General features: G+C 72.0%; 21 protein-coding genes. 7 read left to right on the top strand and 14 right to left on the bottom strand.

Annotated features, from left to right (window positions below):
• Position 1 precedes the first annotated feature (1 nt).
• The 7 genes from ACFY1T_RS17115 to ACFY1T_RS17145 form a co-directional block, all read right to left on the bottom strand.
• Positions 2–1,225, bottom strand: coding sequence for an alpha/beta fold hydrolase (locus ACFY1T_RS17115; RefSeq protein WP_390788838.1), 1,224 nt, complete (start codon positions 1,223–1,225; stop codon positions 2–4).
• Between the two features lie 45 nt (positions 1,226–1,270).
• Entirely contained in the window at positions 1,271–2,767 is a 1,497-nt protein-coding gene (locus ACFY1T_RS17120; protein ID WP_390788839.1) for an MFS transporter, read from the bottom strand.
• A 58-nt stretch (positions 2,768–2,825) separates the two neighbouring features.
• Positions 2,826–4,163: a carotenoid oxygenase family protein gene (locus ACFY1T_RS17125; protein WP_390788840.1), complete on the bottom strand. Its 1,338-nt coding sequence runs from the start codon at positions 4,161–4,163 to the stop codon at positions 2,826–2,828.
• Between the two features lie 548 nt (positions 4,164–4,711).
• Complete coding sequence (locus tag ACFY1T_RS17130) at positions 4,712–5,377, bottom strand: response regulator (RefSeq protein ID WP_390788841.1); 666 nt, start codon at positions 5,375–5,377, stop codon at positions 4,712–4,714.
• The gene (locus ACFY1T_RS17135; RefSeq protein WP_390788842.1) at positions 5,374–6,549 is read right to left on the bottom strand and encodes a sensor histidine kinase; all 1,176 of its coding nucleotides are present in this window, start codon (positions 6,547–6,549) and stop codon (positions 5,374–5,376) included. Before ACFY1T_RS17135 ends, ACFY1T_RS17130 begins: the two co-directional genes overlap by 4 nt.
• Positions 6,550–6,581: 32 nt before the next feature.
• Entirely contained in the window at positions 6,582–7,361 is a 780-nt protein-coding gene (locus ACFY1T_RS17140) for a hypothetical protein (RefSeq protein ID WP_390788843.1), read from the bottom strand.
• On the bottom strand, positions 7,358–8,263 hold the full coding sequence (locus tag ACFY1T_RS17145; RefSeq protein WP_390788844.1) for an ATP-binding cassette domain-containing protein: 906 nt from the start codon (positions 8,261–8,263) through the stop codon (positions 7,358–7,360). The genes ACFY1T_RS17140 and ACFY1T_RS17145 overlap by 4 nt, the downstream gene beginning before the upstream one ends.
• 259 nt (positions 8,264–8,522) lie before the next feature.
• On the opposite strand from ACFY1T_RS17145, the gene ACFY1T_RS17150 reads away from it, so the two are divergent.
• Entirely contained in the window at positions 8,523–8,759 is a 237-nt protein-coding gene (locus tag ACFY1T_RS17150) for a PLD nuclease N-terminal domain-containing protein (protein ID WP_390788845.1), read from the top strand.
• Positions 8,760–8,887: 128 nt separating this feature from the next.
• On the opposite strand, the gene ACFY1T_RS17155 is transcribed toward ACFY1T_RS17150, so the two are convergent.
• Positions 8,888–9,889, bottom strand: coding sequence for a helix-turn-helix domain-containing protein (locus ACFY1T_RS17155; RefSeq protein WP_390788846.1), 1,002 nt, complete (start codon positions 9,887–9,889; stop codon positions 8,888–8,890).
• Positions 9,890–9,960: 71 nt separating this feature from the next.
• On the opposite strand from ACFY1T_RS17155, the gene ACFY1T_RS17160 reads away from it, so the two are divergent.
• The gene (locus ACFY1T_RS17160) at positions 9,961–10,617 is read left to right on the top strand and encodes a DJ-1/PfpI family protein (RefSeq protein ID WP_390788847.1); all 657 of its coding nucleotides are present in this window, start codon (positions 9,961–9,963) and stop codon (positions 10,615–10,617) included.
• 41 nt (positions 10,618–10,658) lie between these two features.
• Here ACFY1T_RS17160 and ACFY1T_RS17165 read toward each other — a convergent pair whose 3' ends face one another.
• The gene (locus tag ACFY1T_RS17165) at positions 10,659–11,072 is read right to left on the bottom strand and encodes a hypothetical protein (protein WP_390788848.1); all 414 of its coding nucleotides are present in this window, start codon (positions 11,070–11,072) and stop codon (positions 10,659–10,661) included.
• 299 nt (positions 11,073–11,371) lie between these two features.
• Complete coding sequence (locus tag ACFY1T_RS17170; protein ID WP_390788849.1) at positions 11,372–13,180, bottom strand: WG repeat-containing protein; 1,809 nt, start codon at positions 13,178–13,180, stop codon at positions 11,372–11,374.
• A gap of 221 nt (positions 13,181–13,401) precedes the next feature.
• Here ACFY1T_RS17170 and ACFY1T_RS17175 point away from each other — a divergent pair, with 221 nt between their 5' ends.
• The 5 genes from ACFY1T_RS17175 (at position 13,402) to ACFY1T_RS17195 (ending at position 17,011) form a co-directional block, all read left to right on the top strand.
• A complete protein-coding gene (locus ACFY1T_RS17175; protein ID WP_390788850.1) occupies positions 13,402–13,920 on the top strand; it encodes a MarR family winged helix-turn-helix transcriptional regulator in 519 nt (172 codons plus the stop codon).
• A 222-nt stretch (positions 13,921–14,142) separates the two neighbouring features.
• The gene (locus ACFY1T_RS17180; protein ID WP_390788851.1) at positions 14,143–14,538 is read left to right on the top strand and encodes a hypothetical protein; all 396 of its coding nucleotides are present in this window, start codon (positions 14,143–14,145) and stop codon (positions 14,536–14,538) included.
• 111 nt (positions 14,539–14,649) lie between these two features.
• The gene (locus tag ACFY1T_RS17185; protein WP_390788852.1) at positions 14,650–15,516 is read left to right on the top strand and encodes an SDR family oxidoreductase; all 867 of its coding nucleotides are present in this window, start codon (positions 14,650–14,652) and stop codon (positions 15,514–15,516) included.
• Between the two features lie 119 nt (positions 15,517–15,635).
• Complete coding sequence (locus ACFY1T_RS17190; RefSeq protein ID WP_390788853.1) at positions 15,636–16,142, top strand: SigE family RNA polymerase sigma factor; 507 nt, start codon at positions 15,636–15,638, stop codon at positions 16,140–16,142.
• 65 nt (positions 16,143–16,207) lie between these two features.
• Positions 16,208–17,011 (top strand): hypothetical protein, encoded by an 804-nt coding sequence (locus tag ACFY1T_RS17195; protein ID WP_390788854.1) that lies wholly within the window; start codon positions 16,208–16,210, stop codon positions 17,009–17,011.
• A gap of 434 nt (positions 17,012–17,445) precedes the next feature.
• On the opposite strand, the gene ACFY1T_RS17200 is transcribed toward ACFY1T_RS17195, so the two are convergent.
• The 4 genes from ACFY1T_RS17200 to ACFY1T_RS17215 form a co-directional block, all read right to left on the bottom strand.
• Complete coding sequence (locus tag ACFY1T_RS17200) at positions 17,446–17,847, bottom strand: hypothetical protein (RefSeq protein ID WP_390788855.1); 402 nt, start codon at positions 17,845–17,847, stop codon at positions 17,446–17,448.
• A gap of 380 nt (positions 17,848–18,227) precedes the next feature.
• Positions 18,228–19,670, bottom strand: a complete 1,443-nt coding sequence (locus ACFY1T_RS17205) for a SulP family inorganic anion transporter (protein WP_390788888.1) — start codon at positions 19,668–19,670, stop codon at positions 18,228–18,230.
• Positions 19,671–19,765: 95 nt separating this feature from the next.
• Positions 19,766–19,975: a hypothetical protein gene (locus ACFY1T_RS17210; RefSeq protein WP_390788856.1), complete on the bottom strand. Its 210-nt coding sequence runs from the start codon at positions 19,973–19,975 to the stop codon at positions 19,766–19,768.
• Positions 19,976–20,089: 114 nt separating this feature from the next.
• A complete protein-coding gene (locus ACFY1T_RS17215) occupies positions 20,090–20,494 on the bottom strand; it encodes a hypothetical protein (protein ID WP_390788857.1) in 405 nt (134 codons plus the stop codon).
• Positions 20,495–21,011 lie beyond the last annotated feature (517 nt).

The following is a 21,011-nucleotide window of genomic DNA, read 5'->3' on the forward strand; positions in this document are numbered from 1 at the left end:
TTTACGAGCGTACGGCGCCGCCCAGGTGCGGGGCGGTACGGGCGAGTTCCTCTTGCAGGCCGGTGAGCTCGGCGAGGGTGCGCACCGGTCGCGCGTTGTCGAGGCAGGCGGCCACCTGGACCTGGACCTGGTCGAGCGTGTCATCCGGGTCGTGGGTGAAATCCGTGGCGTCCGGGCCCTTGCTGAAGTCGGCCGCGTCCTTCTTCTCCGTGGCCTTGACGATGGCGTTCGCCAGTTCCGGCCAGGTGAGGAAGGAGACGTTCAGGTAGTCCTGAGTGGCCTCCCGGATGTCCTCACCGGTCAGCGGCTCATGGGCCCGGCCCTTGGTCGGGATGGGATCGCGGTCGGCGCCGGCGACGAGGGCGTCGTACGTGGCCGCCACGTCCTTGCCGTGCAGGGCGCATTCCTTCGAGGCTTCGCACCAGGCGACGAAGCGGTTGAAGGCCGTCTCGGCAGTGGCCGCCTCCGCCTTGACCCGCTCGAGCGGCGACGTGGTGTCGTCGAGCGCGGTGTCGAGGACCATGGTGCGCAGCCTGCCCGGGTAGAGCTTGGCGTAGGTGCGGCCGAGGAGGGTGCTGTAGTGGATGCCGTACCAGTTGACCTGGCGCTCGCCGAGTCCGATCCGCACCGCTTCGAAGTCCTTGGCGGTGCTGGTCAGGTCGACGTGCTTGACGAGGGGGCCGTTGCGGCGCAGGCAGTCCGCGGCGAATGACTGGTTGTGGCGGACGAGCGTGTCGTAGGCGGCCCGGTCCTTGGGGAAGTGGCTGACTCCGGCGGGCTTGGGGGCCTCCGCGCACAGGATCGGGCTGCTGTGTCCGATGCCCCGCGGGTCCACCGCGACGAGGTCGAACTTCCGGGTCATGTCCCCGCCGATGGCGGGCAGTCCGGCGTGCATGGCCAAGCGCAGTTGTTCGATCGAGGAGCCGCCGGCGCCGTCGTTGAGCAGCAGGGTGCCCTGGCGGTGGGCCTTGTCGTCGGCGGGTCTGCGGACCATGGCGAGGGTGATCGTGCCGGCGTCGGGGTGGGACCAGTCGACCGGCACGGTCATCGCCCCGCACTGCATGTTCTTGAAGTCGGTGTCGGCGCAGGCGTGCCAGGCGATGCCGCTTGCGGAGGGCTGGGGAGCGGCGCCCTCTGGTGCCTGGGCGAATGCGGTGGTGGCGGCGGTGGCCAGCAGGGCGGTCGCGGCGGCGGTCCATGCGGCGTACGTGCGGGTTCTCGTCATGTCACTGTTCCTTGTGGGGGTGGTACTCGGTGGTCCGGTGAACGTTCAGTTCTGGGGCTGGGCGGTGCGTGGTGCGGTGTCCGGGGCGGTGGGCCGGGGCGCGTCGGTGGTGGTACGTGGGCCGGTGCGGCGTGTGAGGAGCAGGGCGAGGAGGGCCGTCGAGGCCAGTACCGCGGCCGAGACGGTGAACGCGGTCCGGTAGCCGGCGGTGAGCGCCTCCACGTGCGGTTCGTGCAGCGCGGCGTGCGTCGTGACCGAGCCGGCCAGGGTTGCGAGGGCGGCGAGTCCGATGGCGCCGCCGACCTGGCGGGTGGTGTTCACCAGTGCCCCGGCCAGGCCCGCGTCCCGTGGCGGGACGCCTTCGACGGCGAGGGCGGTGAGCTGGACGAAGGCGATGCTGAGCCCGAGGCCCACCAGGATGCTCGGGCCGAGGATGTCGGCGAGGTAGCTGCCGTCGGCGCTGATCCGGGACAGCCACAGCAGCCCGGCGGCCTCGGTGAGCAGGGCGCCGGTCACGGTCGCCGTGGCACCGAAACGGCGGGACAGGCGCGGCGCGAGGGTGGAGCCGTACATGTTCGCGGCGGCGAGTGGGAGCTGACCCGCACCGGTGGCCAAGGGGCCTGATCCGAGGACCTGTTGCTGGTAGAGCGGGAGGAAGAAGAACAGCGCGATCCATACGGAACCCAGCAGTGCCATCAGCAGGTTGCCGGCGGCGACCCGGCCGGTGGTGAACAGCCCCGGCGGTATCAGGGCATGGGGGCGGCGCAGCTCGATCACGGCGAAGGCCGCGAGCAGCACGACGGCGGCGCCGAGGGCGGCGAGCACCCGGGCGTCCGTCCAGCCGGCGCCGCGTGCGGTGGTCAGTGCCCAGACCAGACAGGTGAGGGCGAGGGTGACGGTGGTGGTGCCGAGCAGGTCGAACCGTCCGGACTGACGTGCGTCCGCGGCCGGCACGAGAGCGGCAACGGCGGCCAGGACCAGTGCCGATCCGAGTGCGACGGTGTGGAAGATCCAGGGCCAGCCCCACGCCTGGGTCAGCACGCCGCCCAGCAGGACGCCGCCGGCGCCTCCCGCGCCGGATACCGCTCCCCATACGCCGAGCGCCTTGCCGCGTCCGGCCCCGGAGGGGAACTGCTGCATGGCCAGAGCGAGCGCTGCCGGGGCGGTGGCTGCGGCGCCCACACCCTGAGCGGCGCGGGCGGCGATCAGCATGCCCGGGCCGGCGGCCAGCCCTGCCGCCAGTGAGGCCCCGGCGAACAGGGCCAGGCCCGCGATCAGGACCCGGCGCCGGCCGAGGAGGTCGGCCGCGCGGCCGCCCGCCAGGAGCAATGCCCCGAATGCCAGGCCGTAGGCGTTGACCACCCACGTGGTTCCGCTGTCCGAGAGGCCCACCCCGCTGCGGATCTGAGGGAGCGCCACATTGACGATGGAGGTGGCGAGCATGACCGCGAACTGGCTCGCGGCCAGTGCGGCCAGCACGGCGCCACTGCGGCGGGTGGCGCCGCGGGCGGGCGGACTGCCCTGGAGGAATCTGTGGTTCATGGTGGTCCGGTCCATGGGGGGGGAAGGGGAGGAGGGTCCGGAGGGTCCGGCAGAGCGCTCAGGAAGGCAGCTCGGTGTCGGGGATCCAGTGGCCGTGGATGCCGGCGGGCACCCTGCGGGGGAGCTCGACGGCGGCGACGGTGCTCAGGTCGCCCGCGTCCAGGACGAGGAGTTCCGAGGTGTCGGCTTTGACGTCGCTGACGATGGTGAGCAGGTAGCCGTCGTCTTCGGCGGTTGCGCCTGCGGCGGGTGCGAAGACGGCTTCGCCGGGCATCCGGCCCTCGCCGTGCGCGTACAGCCGCTGCTCGCCGGTGCGTGAGTCGAGCTTGGCCGTGTGGTAGCCCGACAGGCCCGCGCCGGGGAAGGCGATGGCGTAGCTGTAGCGGTAGTCCGCACCGGTGTGGGCGTCGTTGATCGCGGGGAACTCGGTGACCAGGTCGTTGAGGGATTCGGTGGTGACCTTGCCGGTGCCGGGGTCGATGATCCAGCGGTGGAAGGTCGAGCCGGCGTTGGGGGTGGTGCCGTAGCCGGGAGCGCCGACCCACCACTTCCACGAGCTCTCCCAGGCGGAACGGTCGAAGCGGGGTGCTTCGAGGACGATCCGGCCCCGTGCGTCGGTGTAGGCGTTGGCGACGTGCAGCAGTACAGCCTGGTCAGGCACCTCGAACCAGGTGGCCCTGCCTCCGGCGCGCGGGATCACGCCGATGCGCAGCGGGACGTCGTCGTGCCAGCGGTACGGGATGCCGGACTGTTCCGCATGGTCGAAGACCACCGGTGAGTCGATGAAGACGACGTGCTCGCGGGTGATGGCGAAGTCGTGCATGAGCGACGGGCCGGCGCCTTCGACGATCTGTGACCTGACGATGGCGCCGGAGGCATCGGCCACGTAGTGGGTCAGGTGCGGCGGGAAGGGGCTGTAGCTGAAGAAGTGCAGCTCACCGGTCTCCGGGTCCTCCTTGGGGTGGGCGGTCATCGCGCTGGTGAGCTTGCCGCCGAAGTCGTACACGCCGATCGTGTCGAGGTCGGCGCTGACCTCCCAGGGCAGGTTGGCCTCCTGGAGTGCCAGGTAGCGACCGCCGTGGAAGATGATGTTGGTGGCGGCGGCGCTGACTTCGAGTTCCGTCCCGGTGAAGGGGACGCCGTCCAGGAAGGGGGTCTTCACCCAGCGGTTGCGGTACCACTCGGCCCGGCCGTCCTTGAGGCGGATGCCGTGCAGCATGCCCTCGCCTCGGAACCAGTGGCTGGGGGTGACGCCCGGCTTGGGGTTGTGGCCGTTGCGGAAGTAGCGGCCGTTCAGCTCGGGCGGGAGAGTCCCCCGCACCTGCAGCTCACGGCCCGTGATCTCGTCGGTGACCGGGGAGAAATGCTCGCTGATGTAGGGCTTGTCGAGAGTCATGGTCATTCTTTCCGGGTCGAGGGTGCCGAGATGAGCGGGTCGGGAAGGACGGACCATTCACGCCTGGCCGGTGTCGGACAGTTCGACGTGGTGGGCGTGGTGTCGGTCGCTTCCGTTCGAACACCCGTATCGTCGTCCGGCGCCCCTGCCGGTCACGTCCGTCTTTCCGCTCGTGGCGGGTTAGCCGAAAGTCGTATCCGGCCGGCCCGCTCGTGCGATGTTTCGGCGAAAGGGCACGGCGAAGTGCCCGCCGAGGAACGGCAGGAATGGATAGGGCGGGCCGGCGTCGAGGCCGGGACCGATCTCCGGCGCTTTGTGGTGCGGCGTGGGCAGCGCGGCGCCGCGGGCGACGGTGGCAGCGCGGGCGCACGGCATCGCGGGCGCGAACTGCGCGCCGAACGCCCGGACTCCCGGACGCCGAGAGATCCGGTCGCGGCCTCGTTCAGACGCGGCAGCACGCCGGTGCCGACACCGGACACAACGTGCAGGTCCAGGGCGCGTCAGCCTGCCGCGCCGCCGCGGTCAACTCCTGCCCGGTTGCGTAGGGGTCAGGCGAGTTGGGCGTCGTGGGCGATGATGGCGACCTGCGTGCGGTTGGCCGCTTCGAGCTTGGTCATGATCCGTCCGATGTGGACCTTCACCGTCGACTCGCTCAGGTACAGGTCCCCGGCGATCTCTGCGTTGCTCAGGCCCCGCGCGACCGCAGCGGCGACCTCGCGTTCCCGTTCGGTGAGCGCGGTCAGCCGACGACGAGCCGCCTCCGCCGTGTCGTTGCCGGAGAAGGCGCTCAGCAGGCGCTTGGTGATGCGCGGCGACAGCATCGCCTCGCCGCGGGCCAGGACGTGCACGGCACGGGCCAGCTCCCGGGGCGGGGTGTCCTTGAGCAGGAAACCTGCCGCGCCCGCGCGCAGCGCCGCGTGGACGTACTCGTCGAGGTCGAAGGTGGTCAGCACGCCGACCGCGGGCGGGTCGGGCATGGCGAGCAGTCGTCTGGTGACTTCCAGGCCGTCGACGCGGGGCATTTGGATGTCGGTGAGCACCACCTGCGGGCGGTGCCGGGCGACCAGGTCCACGGCGGCGTCCCCGTCGCGTCCCTCGGCGACCACTTCGATCTGCGGGTCGGCGTCGAGGATCATCCGAACGCCGCTGCGGACGAGTTCCTCGTCGTCCAGCAGGACGACCTTGACCGAGGAGCCGGGCTGGTCATCTGTCACGCGGACTCCTTGGCGGCGGTGGACACGAGCGGAAAGGCTGCGTGCACACGGTAGCCGCCCTCCAGGGTCGGGCCGGTATGGAGGGTGCCCTGGACGAGCGTGACCCGTTCCCTCATGCCGAGCAGGCCGTAGCCGGATCCGGGCACGGCGTGGCCGGCCGGGCGCTTGCCGCCGCGCCGGTTGGTCACGGTCAGCTGCAACTCGCCCTGCTCGTCCACGAGACGGATGTCGACACGAGCGTGCGGGGCGTGTTTGGCCGCGTTGGTGAGAGCTTCCTGGGCCACCCGGTACACGGCCCGGCGCACGGCCCCGGTGACCACGGGGACTTCCGCGGCCGCGTGCAGGCGGATGTTGCCGCCGGCGGCGACGCAGTCGCGTACCAGCGCGGCCACGTCCGCCTGCACGGAGCCGTCCGACTGCACTCCGCGCACGCCGTCCGACGACTCCTGCTGGTCGTGGCGCAGGACGTTCAGGATCTCGCGCAGTTCCGTCAGCGCTTGGGCGCTGACGTGCCGGATGACCTCGGCGGTCTCGATCGTGCGTTCGTCCGAGGCGGTCACGCTCAGCGCGCCCGCCTGCAGGGCTATGGTGCTGACGCGGTGGGCGACCACGTCGTGCATCTCCCGTGCAATCCGCCGGCGTTCGGCGGCGACCGCCCGCTCGGCGAGCAGGTCCCGCTCCCGCTCTGCCTGCCGGGTGCGTTCACGCAGCGCGTCCAGCAAGGTGTGCCGCTGGCGCATCCACAGCCCGCCCAGGACGGGGAGGGCCAACCAGGCGGTGGGGAAGAAGAGTTGGTAGAAGACACCGTCTTCCGGCGTCGGATCCCAGGCGACGATCACCGTGCCGGCCGCGGTGAGGACGAAGGACAGCAGGGTTCGCCAGCGCCATCCCCACTGCCGGGCCGCCGTGTAGCACACCACCACGGCCGGAAGGGCTCCCCAGTTCCAGCAGAACAGCGGCATCGCCACCACGGGCAGCCACGGGAAGCGACGGCGTACGAGCAGGGTCGGCAGAGCGACGAAGAAGACCAGGAGCCTCCAGGGACTGCCTCCGGTGGTGAGAGCAGGCACCGCGCATCCGGCCACGACGGCGACGTCGAGGGCGAGATGCCCGGGTCTGCCCTCCCACCAGGACAGCCAACGGCGGTCCGGTCGGGGGACGAAGATCTTCACCGGACCGGATCCTAGCGGGACGCGCCGCAGGGTCACACGTCGCGCCGGCGGAACAGTACGCCCGCGGCGGTCAGCAGCACCGCGGTGAGGACGGTCAGCGGCAGCATCAGCAGCCACTGCGGTCCGCTTCCGTCGCCCACCTGGGCCTGCGCCGCGGCCGCGCCGAACGGGGCCAGGTTCCGGCCGAAACGGGTGGTCAGGGTGAGCAGGTTCTCCAGCAGGACCGGCCAGAGGGCCACGACGGCGATCGACAGCGTCGAATTCCGGGTCACTCCGGCCAGCGCCAGGCCCACCAGTGCGCACAGCACCGTGTAGAGGACCGCGGCGCCCCCCAGCGCGACGGCCGGGCCCAGGGGGAGCGAGGTCTCCCCGAGCATCGGCACGCTCGCTGCGTTGACCAGCACCATGACCGCGCCGACGGACGCGGTGACCGCGCCGGTCAGCGTCGCCTTTGCCAGCAGGATCCAGCGGCGGTCCCCCAGCGTCAGCACGCTCCGGGTGATGGTGCGGTGTCGATACTCCCCTCCCAGGGCGTTGACGCCGAACGCGGCCAGGAGCACGAACCCGACGAGGGTCACACCCACCATGCCGCTGGCGAACTGCCGCATGCCCGACGTCCCGTCCCGGCCGACCGCCAGGTCGACCAGCACCTGCCCCGCCACCGCCGCGCCGCACAACGCCCACGGGGTGCGCAGCGACCGCAGGGCGACCCACTCGTAGGACAGGGCCCGGCCGAACGCGCCGCCCCGGCGGCCGGCCGCAGCAACGGGCGGCGAGGCCGCATCACGGCCGGGCGTGCTCCGGACGGTCATGCGGCCGCCCCCCGGAACTGGGTCAGGTCGGCTGTGGCCGCGAGGAAGGCGTCCTCGAGACTGCTGCGCCGCGTACGCAGTTCCCGTACCGCCAGCCGATGCCCGGCGGCGATCGCGCCGACGCGTTCGGCGTCGAAACCGGTCACGATCAGGGTGTCGGACTCGTCCGCCCAGGCCTGGGCTCCCTCCTGCCGCAGCAGGGCGGCCAGTTCGGCCGAGCGGTCGGCGCGCACGACGACTTCCGAGCGGGTGTGGGCGGCAACGAAGTCCTCGACCGGCTGGGCGGCGATGAGGCGGCCCCGTCCGATCACCACCAGGTCCTGGGCGAGCACGGCCATCTCCGACAGCAGGTGCGAGGAGGCGAACACGACCCGCCCCTCCTCGGCGAGCCCGACGAGCAGGCGACGCATCCAGTGCACGCCCTCGGGATCGAGGCCGTTGGCCGGTTCGTCCAGGATCAGGTACTCCGGATCCCCCAGGAGCGCCGTGGCCAGCCCCAGCCGTTGCCGCATGCCCAGGCTGAGGCCACCGGCGCGGCAGTGGCGCGCGTCGTCGAGCCCCACCAGGGACAGCACTTCCCGTACCCGCCGATCCGGCAGGCCCGCCCCGGCGGCGACCATCCGCAGGTGGTGGTACGCACTCCGGGCCGGGTGCACGGCGCCCGCGTCCAGCAGCGAGCCGACCGTGCCGACCGGGCATCCGAGCTCCGCGTACCGGACCCCGTCGAAGGTGGTGCTCCCCTCCCCCGCGTCCAGCCCGAGCATCAGGCGCATCGTCGTCGACTTGCCGGCGCCGTTCGGCCCGAGGAAACCCGTGACCACCCCCGGCCGCACCGTGAACGACAGACCGTCCACGGCGAGCGTGTCGCCGTACCTCTTCCGCAACCCCTGCACCCGGATCATGCCGTTCCCTTCCACCGGTGCTCGCCCCCATTGGACGAACGGTCCTCACACTCCCCCACGCCCTCGGAACGGGGCATCACACCACCGGGCAGGTCCGGTACGACTTTCGGCTGACCTGCAACGAGCGGAAAGAGGAACGTGAACGCAAGCAGCGCCCGGCGACGATACGGCGGTCGAACGGAATTGACCGTCACAACGCCCACCAAGGAACCCCCCGATGAACACAATCGCCGCCCTGCAAACCGCCCACGTTCAGGCCATGGGAGACACAGGCCGCCTCGCTCTGGCCGGAGGCGTGATGGCCACCGCTCTGGCGGCCGCGCTCGCCGCCCTCCTCCTCGCGATCGCAGCCCTGTTGAGCGTCCTGCGCTCCGGGCACTGCAACGCCGTGAAGATCCTGTGGGTGGTGATCGTCCTCGTCGCCCCCTTCCTCGGTAGCCTCGCATGGTTCGCCCTCGGGCGTCGCGGCATCGAACACCGCACGGCATCCCGCTGACCGGCCACCACGCACGGCATCCGGATCGGCACCTGACGCCGTCGGGGATCGTGGAGGCAGGCCAACGGTTCTGAGCGGCGCCCCGACGCACGCCGGCCACGCGCAGCGCCTCCACGGCGCCACGACGGTCAAACCTGCGTGGTCTCCGAGCACCCGGATGCCGTCCGGTCCGGCGACTGTCGGAACTGGCGCCGGTAGCTCGAGGGACTGAGGCCCATCGTCCTGCGGAAGTGGTGTCGAAAGCCGGCGACCGTCAGGCCCACAAGGCCCGCGACCACGTCCACCGGCTGGTCCGCGGATGCCAGCAGCACGGTGCCGGCCCGGATCCGCTGCTCCGTGAGCCAGCGTCCGGGCGGCAGACCGGTCGTGTCGACGAAGCGGCGTTCGAACTGCCGTACCGACAGATGGGCGACGCCGGCCAGTTCGCCGACGGCGAGACGGCGGTGCAGGTTGTCCAGCGCATGGCTCATGGCGCTGCCGATGGGGTCGTCCGCCGGCACCTCGGCGACCACGGGATGCTCCGCGAACTGGGCCTGACCGCCCTCGCGGTGCGCAGCCACGACCATGCGGCGCGCCACGCGGGCGGCGACGGCGGAGCCGTGGTCCTTGCGGACGAGGTGCAGGCAGGCGTCAATGCCCGCAGCGGTGCCGGCCGCCGTGACGACCGAGCCGTCGTCGACGTAGAGCACGGATGCGTTGACGTTGACCTGCGGATGGCGTGCCTGGAGCAGCCCGGCGTGCCGCCAGTGCGTGGTCGCCTGCCTGCCGTCCAGCAGGCCCGCGGCTGCCAAGGCGAACGCCCCGCTGCAGATCGACACCACCCGCGCTCGTCGCGCGTACGAGGCGCGCAGCGCGTCCAGAACCGCGGGCGAGACGTCACGGCGTACGTCCGGCACTCCCGGGACGATGACGGTGTCGGCGAACCGGAGCCGGTCCAGGCCGTGGTGCACCACGATGTCGAAGCCGCCCACGACCCGGTGCGGTCCGGGCGTCTCGGCGCACAACTCGAACCGGTACCAGCCGTCCACGTCCAGCTCCGGCCTCGGAACGGCGAAGACCTCGGCGACGGTGGCGAGCTCGAACGGCGCCATCCCGTCGAAGGCGAGACAGGCGACCAGGTGATGACCCATGTCGGGATCCTAGCGGTGGTCGCCGTTCACGACACTGTCACCCGAGCCCCGTCCACCCGGAGCCTGGTGCCATGAACCGTGACACCCTTGCCCCGCTCACCTTCGGCATGCTCGTCTTCGACGAGGTCGAAGTTCTCGACATGGGAGGCCCCTTCGAGGTCTTCAGCACGGCGGGCCGACTGGCCCGTACCGCGACCGACGAGCCCCTGCTGCGCGTCGTGACGGTCGCGGCGGCCGCCCGGCCGGTCCGCGCCCGTGGCGGACTGAAGGTCGTGCCGGACCACACCCTCGACGAAGACCCGCCCTTCGACATCCTGGTGATACCCGGCGGGGTCACCACGGCCGTCGAGGAGGACGCGCAGGTCATCGAGTGGCTGGCCCGGCGCCGCGAGACCTCCGCGCTGACCTTCAGCATCTGCACCGGCGCCTTCCTGCTGGCCGCCACCGGCGCTCTGAGCGGCCGTCCGGCCACGACCCACTGGGAGGATCAGGACGAACTGGCCCGCCGCTGGCCGGACGTCCGGGTACGCCGCGACGTGCGGTGGGTCGACGACGGCGACATCGTCACGTCCGCGGGAATCAGTGCGGGCATCGACGCCAGCCTCCACATCGTCGGGCGCCTCCACGGTGTCGAACTCGCCCGCCGCACCGCCCGCCAGATGGAATACGGATGGAGCCCTGCAGACGCGCCCGGCTGCCTGCACTGCCGCCCCGACGTCACCTCGTGAGTGCGCGAGCGGCCGAGCGGCAGGCTTCGTACGCCGGGCCGTCAGCGGGTGCGGCGGGGTCCGCCGCGGTACGGGCGGCGGCGGGAGACGGCCTCGGGCGCGGCGTCGGGGGACGAGAAGCCGCCGGCCACCGCCACACGTGCCGGAGCCGGTGAGGAGGGGAGGGACGAAGCCGGGGCCGATGCCGCGGAGGAACGCGGCGCTGACTGCTCGGCGCGGCCGAGGACTGCGGTGTGGGAGATCAGGGGTGCGCAGGCCTGACAGATCTCGGCGAGCGTCCAGACCTGGCCGACGGCCGGGTTGTGGATGAGGACGAGCAGGGGGGCACCGGTGCACGAGGCCCTGGTGCCCTCGTGGAATCCGCATTCGGCGGCCTGGCAGGCACATGCCGCGTTGGGGCGGACAGTGGCGAGGCGGGCGTGCGCGCGGCAGTGCTCGGCGGCGAAACGTCGCATGGCCGCCGTGTCCTTGGACCGGGGCGGCATGCGACATGCCTCGGTGTTGCACGTGACGGAGACGGTGTGGTCACTGTGGCCGGTCAGACGGACCGTCCACGTCCGCCCCGGGACACGGGATCCGGGAATCGTGGTCAAAGCAGAGTTGTCCGTTCACATCTGTGCGGTGGTGTGTGTCACGCGGCCCCGGCGTGGGAAGACGGGCCCGCAATCGTGGCACGGTCACGCGGAGAACCGCAGCTCGGACGAGCATACCGGCCGAGCGCACGAGGCCTTTGTCGCACGTCGTTCGGCATGTGTCAACGGCAGGCCGTCCCGTCCGAGCCCTCCGGTGCACCGTCCACGACGGCGGCGAGCCAGAGCTGGATCTCCACGTCCCCGTCACCGACCAGAAAGTAGGACTGCAGGACGAGCTGCCCGTCTCCTGCCTGCCACACGGTGGACGACTCGCCGTCGCCGGAGCGCAGGCACAGCTCGACTCCCGGGAGCGGCTCACCGAAGCGGTCGGTGAGCCGGCTGACCGCGTCCGCCTCGATCTCGCCGAACCGTTCGACCGTCCAGTCCTGGAGGAAGGAGAACTCGCGCTGGTGCTCGGCGTGGAGGAAGACCTCGGCGACCACGCTCATGGCGCCCCACCGACTGCCGTCGGCCGCCTCCGAGTCGTCCTCCGGCTCGGCGGGCTCGTACGGGTCCTCCCTGGAGTCGAAGATCAGCGAGCACGGTTCGAAGGGACGGGGCTCGGCGGCCAGCAGCTCGAGCGCGAGCTCGGCGATGTCCCGCTGCGGGGCGCCGGGATGGACCAGGTAGGAGTGCGCCTCCCCGCAGTGGGTGGGGTCGACGCGCGCGTAGCTGCCCGCGGCCGCGGCGGTTTCCCACAAGGTCGTTCCCGCCGGGTCCACCAGCCGCACGGCGGCGCCGTCCGCGGCGGCCACGACCCGGCAGACGTCGAGGCCGTCGCGGTCCACGTGGGCGACGCCGCCCTCACGGGTGACGAAGGCGGCGAGTCCGGTACCGGAGCCGAACCCGAGGACCCACCCGTCGGCGTCGGTGAGGGGCTCCAGGTGGTGGACGGGGAGGAACCGTCCGTCGGAGCGCAGGACGCCCCATGCCCGCCCGGAAGGACGGTCGGCGGCGGCGGCACGGGCCTCCTCGGAGTCCTCCTCATCGGGTACGAGGCAGTGGGCCACCGCGGCCCCGGAGAGGTCGAAATCCTCCGCCCACTCGTACCACGGCCCGATGGCTTCCTCCCCGGTGGCGTCGAGGTAGCCGTGCGCGTAGCCGTCGTCGAAGCGGACCAGGCCGCACCGGAACTCCCGCGACAGCCGGTCACTCGCCTCGATCACCACTTCGCCGCGGGCGTTCAGGAAGCCCCTGAAGCGGTTGCCGACGGAACCGCCGAGGACGAAGGCCAGGCCGTTCGCATCGAAGGGGCCCAGCATCGAGAAGGACGGTTCGACGACCCACTCGCCGTTCTCGTCGATCAGGCCCCACAGGTCACCCACTCGCACGGGCGCCACCCCTTCGGGGCCGAAGGGCTTCGCTCCGTTGAACCGCGGCCCGATGACCGTACGGCCCGTGCGATCGACGTAGCCGCAGCGGCCGCCGTCCTCCATCCGAACGCCGGCGAGGCCGTTCGGCGCGAACGGACCCGCCGCGGCGTACTGCGGGCGGATCACGAAGCCGCCCGAGGTGTCCATGAACCCGGATCCGGCCTCGGTACGGACGGCGGCCAGGCCCTCGCGGAACACACCGGCCTCCGTCAAGGCCGCCGGGATGACGGGTATGCCGTCCGTCCCGGCGTACCCCCAGTGGCCGTCTCGTGCCCGGAAGCGGGACAGTCCCCCGTCATCGAACGCCCCGGTGTACGCCAGCGTCGGTGCGGCCAGCCACGCGCCGCGGTGATCGACGTAGCCGCACCGGCCCTCGTCGTCGGCGGCCGGCGCGATGAACCCGCCCCCACCGTCCGGGTGGAACGATCCGACCGCGCTCAACTCCGGGGCCCGCACCAGCCGTCCGTCGGCGGAGACGAGGGCATACCGCTCCGCGGAGCCGGCCGCCCCCGCGCAAGGGACGGCGTACGGCGGCGAAGCGGTGGTGCTCGACGGCATGGTGCGGCTCCTCGCACGGGGCCGCGGCAGCGTCGTGGGCCGCCCCGGCCCGGGGACGATCAGGAACGACTCATGCTAAAGGGTGTCGCGGAAGGCTCGATCTTGGGTTTCTGCCCGTACGGGCCACCCGCGGCGTGCCCGTGCCCGGGAGGCCGGTCCCCCGTCGTCCCGGAGCGCCGGACGCCTTGACAGCCCAAGTGATTAGCCGCCATATTACTTGCATGACGAGGGACGGCATCGACGGCGAGACTCCCACCCTGGACCAGGCCAGGCGACAACTCGAGCACTACGGCCTCGAGGTCGACCCACAGGCGGTACTGGTCGCCGTACGGCTGATCTCGGCGGGCGCGCGGGTCGGCCGGGCGGCCGAGGCGCACTTCGCCAGGTTCGGCCTGTCGACGGGGCGTTACCACCTTCTCGCCGATCTCGAAGACCACGGCGGGGAGAAATCCCCCTCGCACCTCGCGGCCGACCTCGACGTCTCCAGGGCCACGGTCACCGGTCTGCTGGACGGCCTCGAACGCGAGGGGCTGGTCGCCCGCCGCCCGTCCGCCGAGGACGGCCGGGGCACGGTGGCCGTCCTGACCGCACGCGGTGCGCAGCGCCTGCGCGACATGGCGCCCGATCATTTCGGGCGGCTCGAGTCGATGGTGGGCGGGCTTTCCATCGAGGAGCGTGCGGTGTTCCTGGATCTGCTCGCCCGCGTCGTGCGCGGCAGTGCGGCCCTGGCCGCCGACTGACCCGGCCCTCAGCCGGTTGGCCCCACCCCCGGGTAGGGCCCTTTTTACGAGGCAATAGTTAGCCACCTAATCACTTTGACGGAGGAGCCTGCCCCCTCCGCCGCAACCCTTCCCTCGGCTCACACGAACGAGAAAGAAGCCAGCATGCCCGCAACAGAGGAAAGAACCATCCGAAACCGGGCGGCCTCCCGAACATCCCGGCCGTTCACCTTGTGGCGCGAGGTGCTGACCGCCTACGCCGCCCCCGCCCTGATGGCCGGTACCGCCGGAGTGGTCACCGGGCAGCAGGACCTGGCCGTGGCCGCCTGCACCTCCATCGCCGGCCCCTCCGCCGTGGTGGCGTTCTTGGTCGGCACCTGGCTGCGGCACGGCGGGCATCCCCGACGGTGGACCATCACCATGCCGCGCGCGGCCCTGACCGCCGCACTCGTCATCACCGCCGCCGGCGCGGCGGCCCTGCTGGGATGGTTCACCGCCCAATGGCTACCCGCCCACAGCCCCGTTCCCGCCACCCCGTGGCTGGAGCGCCTGCGCATCGACCTGCCCGTCTCCGCGGCCCTCGCCACCGCCATCGTCACCCTGCGCTGGCGCAGCACCACCACGACGTACCCGACATAGGCCGTACGACACCGACCCACCCGTCCCAAGACCCCCAGCCCGACCACACCCATCCGGGCAGCACCCGCCGCCGGGAAGTCACCAAGGAATGAGCACAAGATGATCGTTGTCATGGGAGCGACCGGAGCAACCGGAAACGCCCTGCTCCACAGCCTGCTCGCGCTCGGCCATCCCGTCCGCGCCCTGACCCGCACCCCGCACCAGCCGATCCCCGGCGCGACCGGCGCACACCGACCGCCCGTCGAGGTTCAGTACGCCGACGCCACCGATCCCCGCTCCCTGCGCACCGCCTTCGAGGGCGCCGGCCAGCTCTTCCTCGCCATGGCCAACAGCCCTGCCCAGGTCGAACTCGAAACCCGCGTCATCGACGTCGCCGCCCAGGCCGGCATCGGACACATCGTCAAGGTCTCCGCACCCGCCGCCGAACCCGACTCCCCTGTCGCCATCTCCCGCGGACACCACGCCGTCGAGGAACACCTGCGCGCCAGCGGCCTCGCCCATACCATCCTGCGCCCTTACGCGTTCATGCAGAACCTCCTGCGCCTGGCCCCCACCCTCGCCCGGGGAGTCATCCTCGGCACGATGGGCGACGCGCCGTGCAACTACGTCGACTGCCGCGACATCGGCGACGTCGCCGCCGCCGCCCTCACCAGCCCCGGCGTCGCCGGCGGCACCTACACCCTGACCGGACCAGAAGCCGTTTCCCACCCCGAACTCGCCTCACGAATAAGCACCCTGAGTGGGCGTCAAATTCGCTACGTCGACCTCGCCCCGGACGAACTGCGCGACCACCTCGTCCGCAACGCCCACATGCCCACGTGGCTCGCCGACCACGTGACGGAGATCCAGCAACTCGCCATCACCCGGCCCGAAATCCCCACCACCACCGTCTCCGACATCCTCGGCCGCCCGCCCCGCACCCTCGACGCCTTCCTGTACGAACACCCCACCCCCTTCCGCCGACAGGGCGCCGCCTGAAGCCCGGCCGCGGCAGCGGCGGGAAAGAAGATGCCTCCGCTGCGCGACATCCCGAGGTCTCACGTAGTCATGAGAGGTATGCACGGGGGATCACAGAACAAGAGAGCAGGCGGGGCCGAGTGAAATCAGCACAGGAGGATGCGTACCTGGAGTTCGTGAGCGCGAGGGCGAAGGCGCTGTACCGCTCGGCGTACGCACTCGCGGCCGGCGACACGCATCTTGCCGAGGACCTGGTCCAGGAGACCCTCAGCCGGGTGTACGTGCACTGGAGCCGGGTGGCCCGTGCAGACAGCCCGGCGGCCTACGCCCAGACCGTTCTGGTCCGTACGTTCCTCAGCCTGCGGCGCCGGCGCAGCACCGGCGAGCGCCCGATCGGGAACATGCCCGACAGCCCGGAGCCGGGCCCCGATGCCGCACTGCGGCTCACCCTGCTGGACGCGCTCGGCCAACTTCCGCCCCGCGACCGGGCGGTGCTGCTGCTGCGCTACTGGGAGGGCCACAGCATCGAGGAGACCGCCCAGATGCTGAGGCTGAGCAGCAGCGCGGTTCGCTCGCAGGGCACCCGGGCACTCGGCAGGCTGCGCGCGCTGCTCGGCGACAGCCTGTCCGATCTGGTTCCGCGGTGAGCACCGGACCACGCAGGTCCATGCCGCCGCAACGCCCCCATCAGCGAAAGAGAAGTGATGCCGCCATGCCGTTCGAAGCAGACGTCGCACAAGCCCTGGACCGGACGACCGACTCCCTCGCACCCGACCTCACCGCGCTCCTGGGCGGCGCCGTCGAGCGGGGGCGGCGCCGTCGGCGCCGGCGCAACGCCGGCGTCCTGGCCGGGGTCGGCGCCTGCGCCGTGATCGCGGCAGGCGGCTTGGTGATCCCCGGCGTGCTCTCCGGGTCCCGCTCCGCAGGGTCCGACATGGAGACGGCCGCGTTGGCGATGCCCCGCTCCGCGATCACCGGCGACCAGATGGTCGAGGCCTTGGAGGGGACTTTCCCGGGGGGCCGGTTCAGTCAGGTCACCGGACGGAGCAACAACCCCTCCGATCCGTCGAGCGGGTACGTCGCCAGCGGCGGACTGGTCGTCGACGACGGCCACGGAGCCGCCTACGTCGGAGTCTCGGCCGTACGGCTCAAGCTGCCGCTCGGGGACGGCGACGGACTGAGCTGCGAGCGGACCCCCGCCCGCGCCAAAGGCGACACCTGCACACTGAGCGAGCTGCCGAGCAGTGGTGCGATTCCCGGCGGGGCCGTGGTGATGTCGGAGCGGAACGCGGCCGAGCACCCGTCTCGTGCCGACACCGCCCACCGCTGGACGGTAACGGTGACCCTGAAGGCGACGGGCGCGCAGCTTCAGATCGTGCAGTGGAACAGCACCGGCGGCGGAAGCGGCTCGGACACGCCGAAGCCGACCCGTGTCGCTCCCCCGCTCTCCGAACAGCAGGCGGTGGCCGCACTCACCGGTGCCACCTGGGCGCCGATCCTCGGCGCCGTCGGCTGACACCCGCTTGGCGGCCCCACGTGCACACCGTCGTCAGCTGTGCACGCGGTCGTCAGCGGCCCTCCAGATCACCCCTGATCAGGGACATGGCAGCGGCCAGCCGGCCAATGCCCTTCTGTACCTCGCGGATGCCCTCCGAAGCCCTGGGCGAGTCCTTCGCCGCGGTACCGGCGACGCACTAGCCGGCTCCGTGTTCGAAGGCTCCCAGGGCATCGTTCCAGAACTCCGGGCGTCATCGCTCGGAATGGTGCCCAGCTTCTTGGCCTTCGTCACCTCGGTCAGCAACTCCTGACAGGCCTCGCCCCAGAAGTCGCGCTCGCGGTCGGTCAGCGGATCCGCGGCGGGTTCTTCCGCCTGCGGGCGGGCGTCGGGCGGCGGCAACGACGACGTCCGACGACACGTCATCGGCGGACCGCTCTGTGGCGGGACATCTGTCAGGAGTGCTCGCCCTTCTTCTCCGTGCAGAAGTGTTTCAGTCCGTCCTCCACGCCCTTGGCGTGGCCTGCAAGGTAGTTCTCGTCAGGCTTGACCGTCTTCGGCGGCTCGGTGCCGGCGCAGGACTCCTTGATCGCCCGCAGACCGTCGCGGTACCCCTGGTCCCAGCTCTTGCGCGCGTCCTCCTGTGTGGTCCCGTCCTCGGTGGTCTTGCCCTCGGGCGGAGTCGTGCACGTGCCGGCGGCGGGCACCGTGCCCAGGCCCGCATGCGGCTCCAACTGGTACGTACCCGCCTTGAGACCGGGAAGCCTGACGCTGTCGCCGGTCACGGGGAGCTGTGCGAAAAGCGTGCCGTCCCTTTTGACGTCGACGACGGTGACCCCGACGAGGTCGGTACTCACGAGCTCGAACGAGCCCGGCGACACCTCCGTCAGCGAGCAGCTCACGGCAGGGGCGGCAGGAGCGCGCACGGGCGCCGCGACGGCGCCTGCGGCGGGCCCCAGAACCAGGGCCGCGCAGACCGGTGCGGCAACGAAAAGGGAGTGGCGACCCTTCATGACGGCCTCCAGAGGGGAGAGCGGAGGGAAATGTCGCCTCATTTCGAGGCTAAGCTCTCGTTCCAGGCCCCGCACGCGCACCCGGCGGGGCCTTGGCTCGCTCGTCTTACCGCAGATGGGCGCCCGCCGAGGTGGTTCGGCGCAGTCCCGGGGTGCCCGCTGCCGCAGGGACCACGAAGGGGCCGCTCGGATGCCGGTGGCCGGACCGAAGGCCGGCGTGGTGGTCACGGCGGGGCGACGGCTGTTCCATAGGTGATGTGCGCCTCGCTGGTGCGGTTGTGCCGGTCGGCCCACTGGATCAGGGCCGCGCCGCAGGCGTGGTCCAGGTGGCGCAGGGCGGTCAGGTCCAGCTCCACGGCGCGGTGTGCGGGCAGTTGCTCCAGGGTGGCCAGGATCGTCGGGAGCCTCAGGAAGGTCGCATTGCCTCTCATCTCCACGCGAGCCGTGCCGGTGCCGGCGGTATGGACGTGGAGTTGGATGCGTGAGGTGTCCCAGGCGGCCTTCAGGACGGAGAGACCGAGACCGAGGAGGACGCCCTCGAACATGTCGACCGTGACGATGGCCAGGGCTGTGGTCACGAGGATCACCGCCTCGCCGCGGTGCGCGCACCACAGCGCCCGAAGCCCCCGCAGGGGCAGCAGTTTGCATCCCGCGTGGACGAGTACGGCTGCCAGCGCGGCCACCGGGATCACCTCCAGCGTCCAGGGCAGGAGCGCGGCGAAGAGAAGGAGCCAGACGCCGTGCAGGACCCGTGCGGCCTTGGTTCGCGCGCCGGCCTGGACGTTGGCGGCGCTTCGGACGATGACGGCTGTGAGCGGCAGGGCGCCGAGCAGTCCGCAGACGGTGTTCCCCGCCCCTTGGGCGATGAGCTCCTTGTCGTAGTCGGTGCGCGGGCCGTCGTGGAGGCGATCCACGGCGGCTGCGCTGAAGAGGCTCTCCGCCGACGCGATCAACGTGAGGGCGAGCAGGGCGCCGATCGCCCCGGCGCTGCCGAACAGCGCGAAGTCGGCGGCGCCCGGAGGAGAGACGGCCTCGGCCAGCCCCGAGAATTCAAGGCGTGCCGCACCGGCTCCGGTTGCGGCGGTGAGGGCGGTCGCGCCGGCGACGGCGACCAGCGGGCCGGGAACCGTACGGAGCCGGGCCGGGGCGTGGGGCCATGCGGCCAGCACGGCCAGGGTGAGGCAGCCGATTCCCAGGGCGGCCCACGAGGGCGGGGCGATCAGCAGCTGCGGGATGCCGGCGAGTTTGGCGAGGCCGCCGGCCGGCTGCGCGGCGTCCGCCATCGTGTAGAGCTGGCCCGCGATCACGACGAGGCCGATGCCGGCCAGCATGCCTTCGACGACGGACAGCGAGATGGCCCGGAAGAAGCGCCCGCAGCGGGCCAGGCCGAGGAGCACCTGCAGGACGCCGGCCGCGACGATGAGGGCGGCCAGGCCGCCGAGCCCGTACGTCTGCACGGTCTCGAAGACGAGCACCGTCAGGCCGGCGGCCGGTCCGCTGACCTGGAGGCTGCTGCCGGGCAGCAGGCCGGTGAGCAGTCCGCCCACGATGCCCGTGATGAGCCCCTGCTCGGCGGGGACGCCCGAGGCGACGGCCACGCCGACGCACAGGGGCAGGGCGACGAGAAAGACGACCAGGGAGGCGGTGACATCCCGTCCGTACGGCAGGCTGCGTCGACGGTGGCGCTGCGCCCCGGACGGGTGGTCCGCACGCGAGTGCCCGGCCTCGGGCCCGGGGTCTTGGCTGGCACCGCGGCCCCGGTTCACAGCGGTCCGAACGCGCCGGCGCGGGCGGCGCGGGCAGCCACGCTGCCGGTGGGGCCGTCGTGGAACCGGGGGTGCGGGCGCGGCCGACGGTCGACCGGCGGCGTCCGCTCGAGTGCCCGGCTGCCGGGGAGGAGTGGGACGGCCGCGCAGTGGGTGTGACGGCAGACGAAGATGTCCGGGACGTTCAGGGCGGTGGTTGATTCCATGCGGATCTGCCTCGTACGGGATGCGTGCTGACAGGGGTGTCGGGCACACGGCGCCCATCGCGCGGGCGGCTGCCGGGTGGCTCGCCGGGCGTGCGAGGGGGCCGTGTGGCCCTGTCAGCAGCGGAAGGTCTGCAAACCGGCCGGGGTGGGCTCGCCATCGGGTGCGGCGGGCCGCTGGGAGCGTCCCGGGGAGCCGGTGCCCGGGAAGGTACCGGGTTCGGGCAGGCGCGGCAGCAGCGCGGCGTGACGCACGACGGAGCCGGCCCAGATGCCCGCGCGTGCGGGCACGGGCACGGTGTGGGCGCGGCCCCTCATGACGCCGTTGTCGCCCTGCCCGCCCTCATGGTGGCCGATCCCGGCGAGGACGGTTCCCGGTGGCTGAACCTCGGGTGCCGCGGGCGCGAGGGCCGCGACCGGCCGCGGCGGCTGGGCGGCAGCCGGCTGGTCATGAGGGAGGGCGAGGTGCAGGAAGACGAGGGTCAGCAGCAGCATGAACAGCCCGCGGGCGCTACGCCTCACCCCGCCCCCTCCCCGCGTTCTCGTGATGGTCGGTAACGCTACCCAAGGCCGCGGGGCCCGGCCGTGCGAGTGGACCCGAGATGGCTCAATCGAGTGATCGGCGCGGGGCGTTCGGCAGCTGTCCCGGCGAGGAGACCGCCACGCCGCCCGGCCGTCTTGACGCCGCGCGACGCGGAGGGGGTGGGGCTCAGACCACGGCCACGACGGCCAGGAAGAACGCGGAGCCGGCATCTGAGCGGCGGCGAGCGTGTTCAGGGCTTCACGCGCGACACACCTCGACGAACTCGCAGCCCGCCTGGAGGAGAAGCCCCACTGATCCCGAAGAACACCCCGCGCAAGGCCCTCTACGACCGGGAGCAGGACCCCGCCGAGATGCGCAACTCACGGCCCAGGCGAAGCGCCGATCAGACCACCGCAGACGCCCTCGGGACCGTTCGGTCAGTGCTGCCAGTGCTGCCCGTGCTGCGGCCAGGTCCTCGGTATGCGCCCGGCCCCGCCGGCGGGCACGCCCGGACGG

Source organism: Streptomyces sp. NPDC001194, assembly GCF_042896985.1.
Classification (GTDB): Bacteria; Actinomycetota; Actinomycetes; order Streptomycetales; family Streptomycetaceae; genus Streptomyces.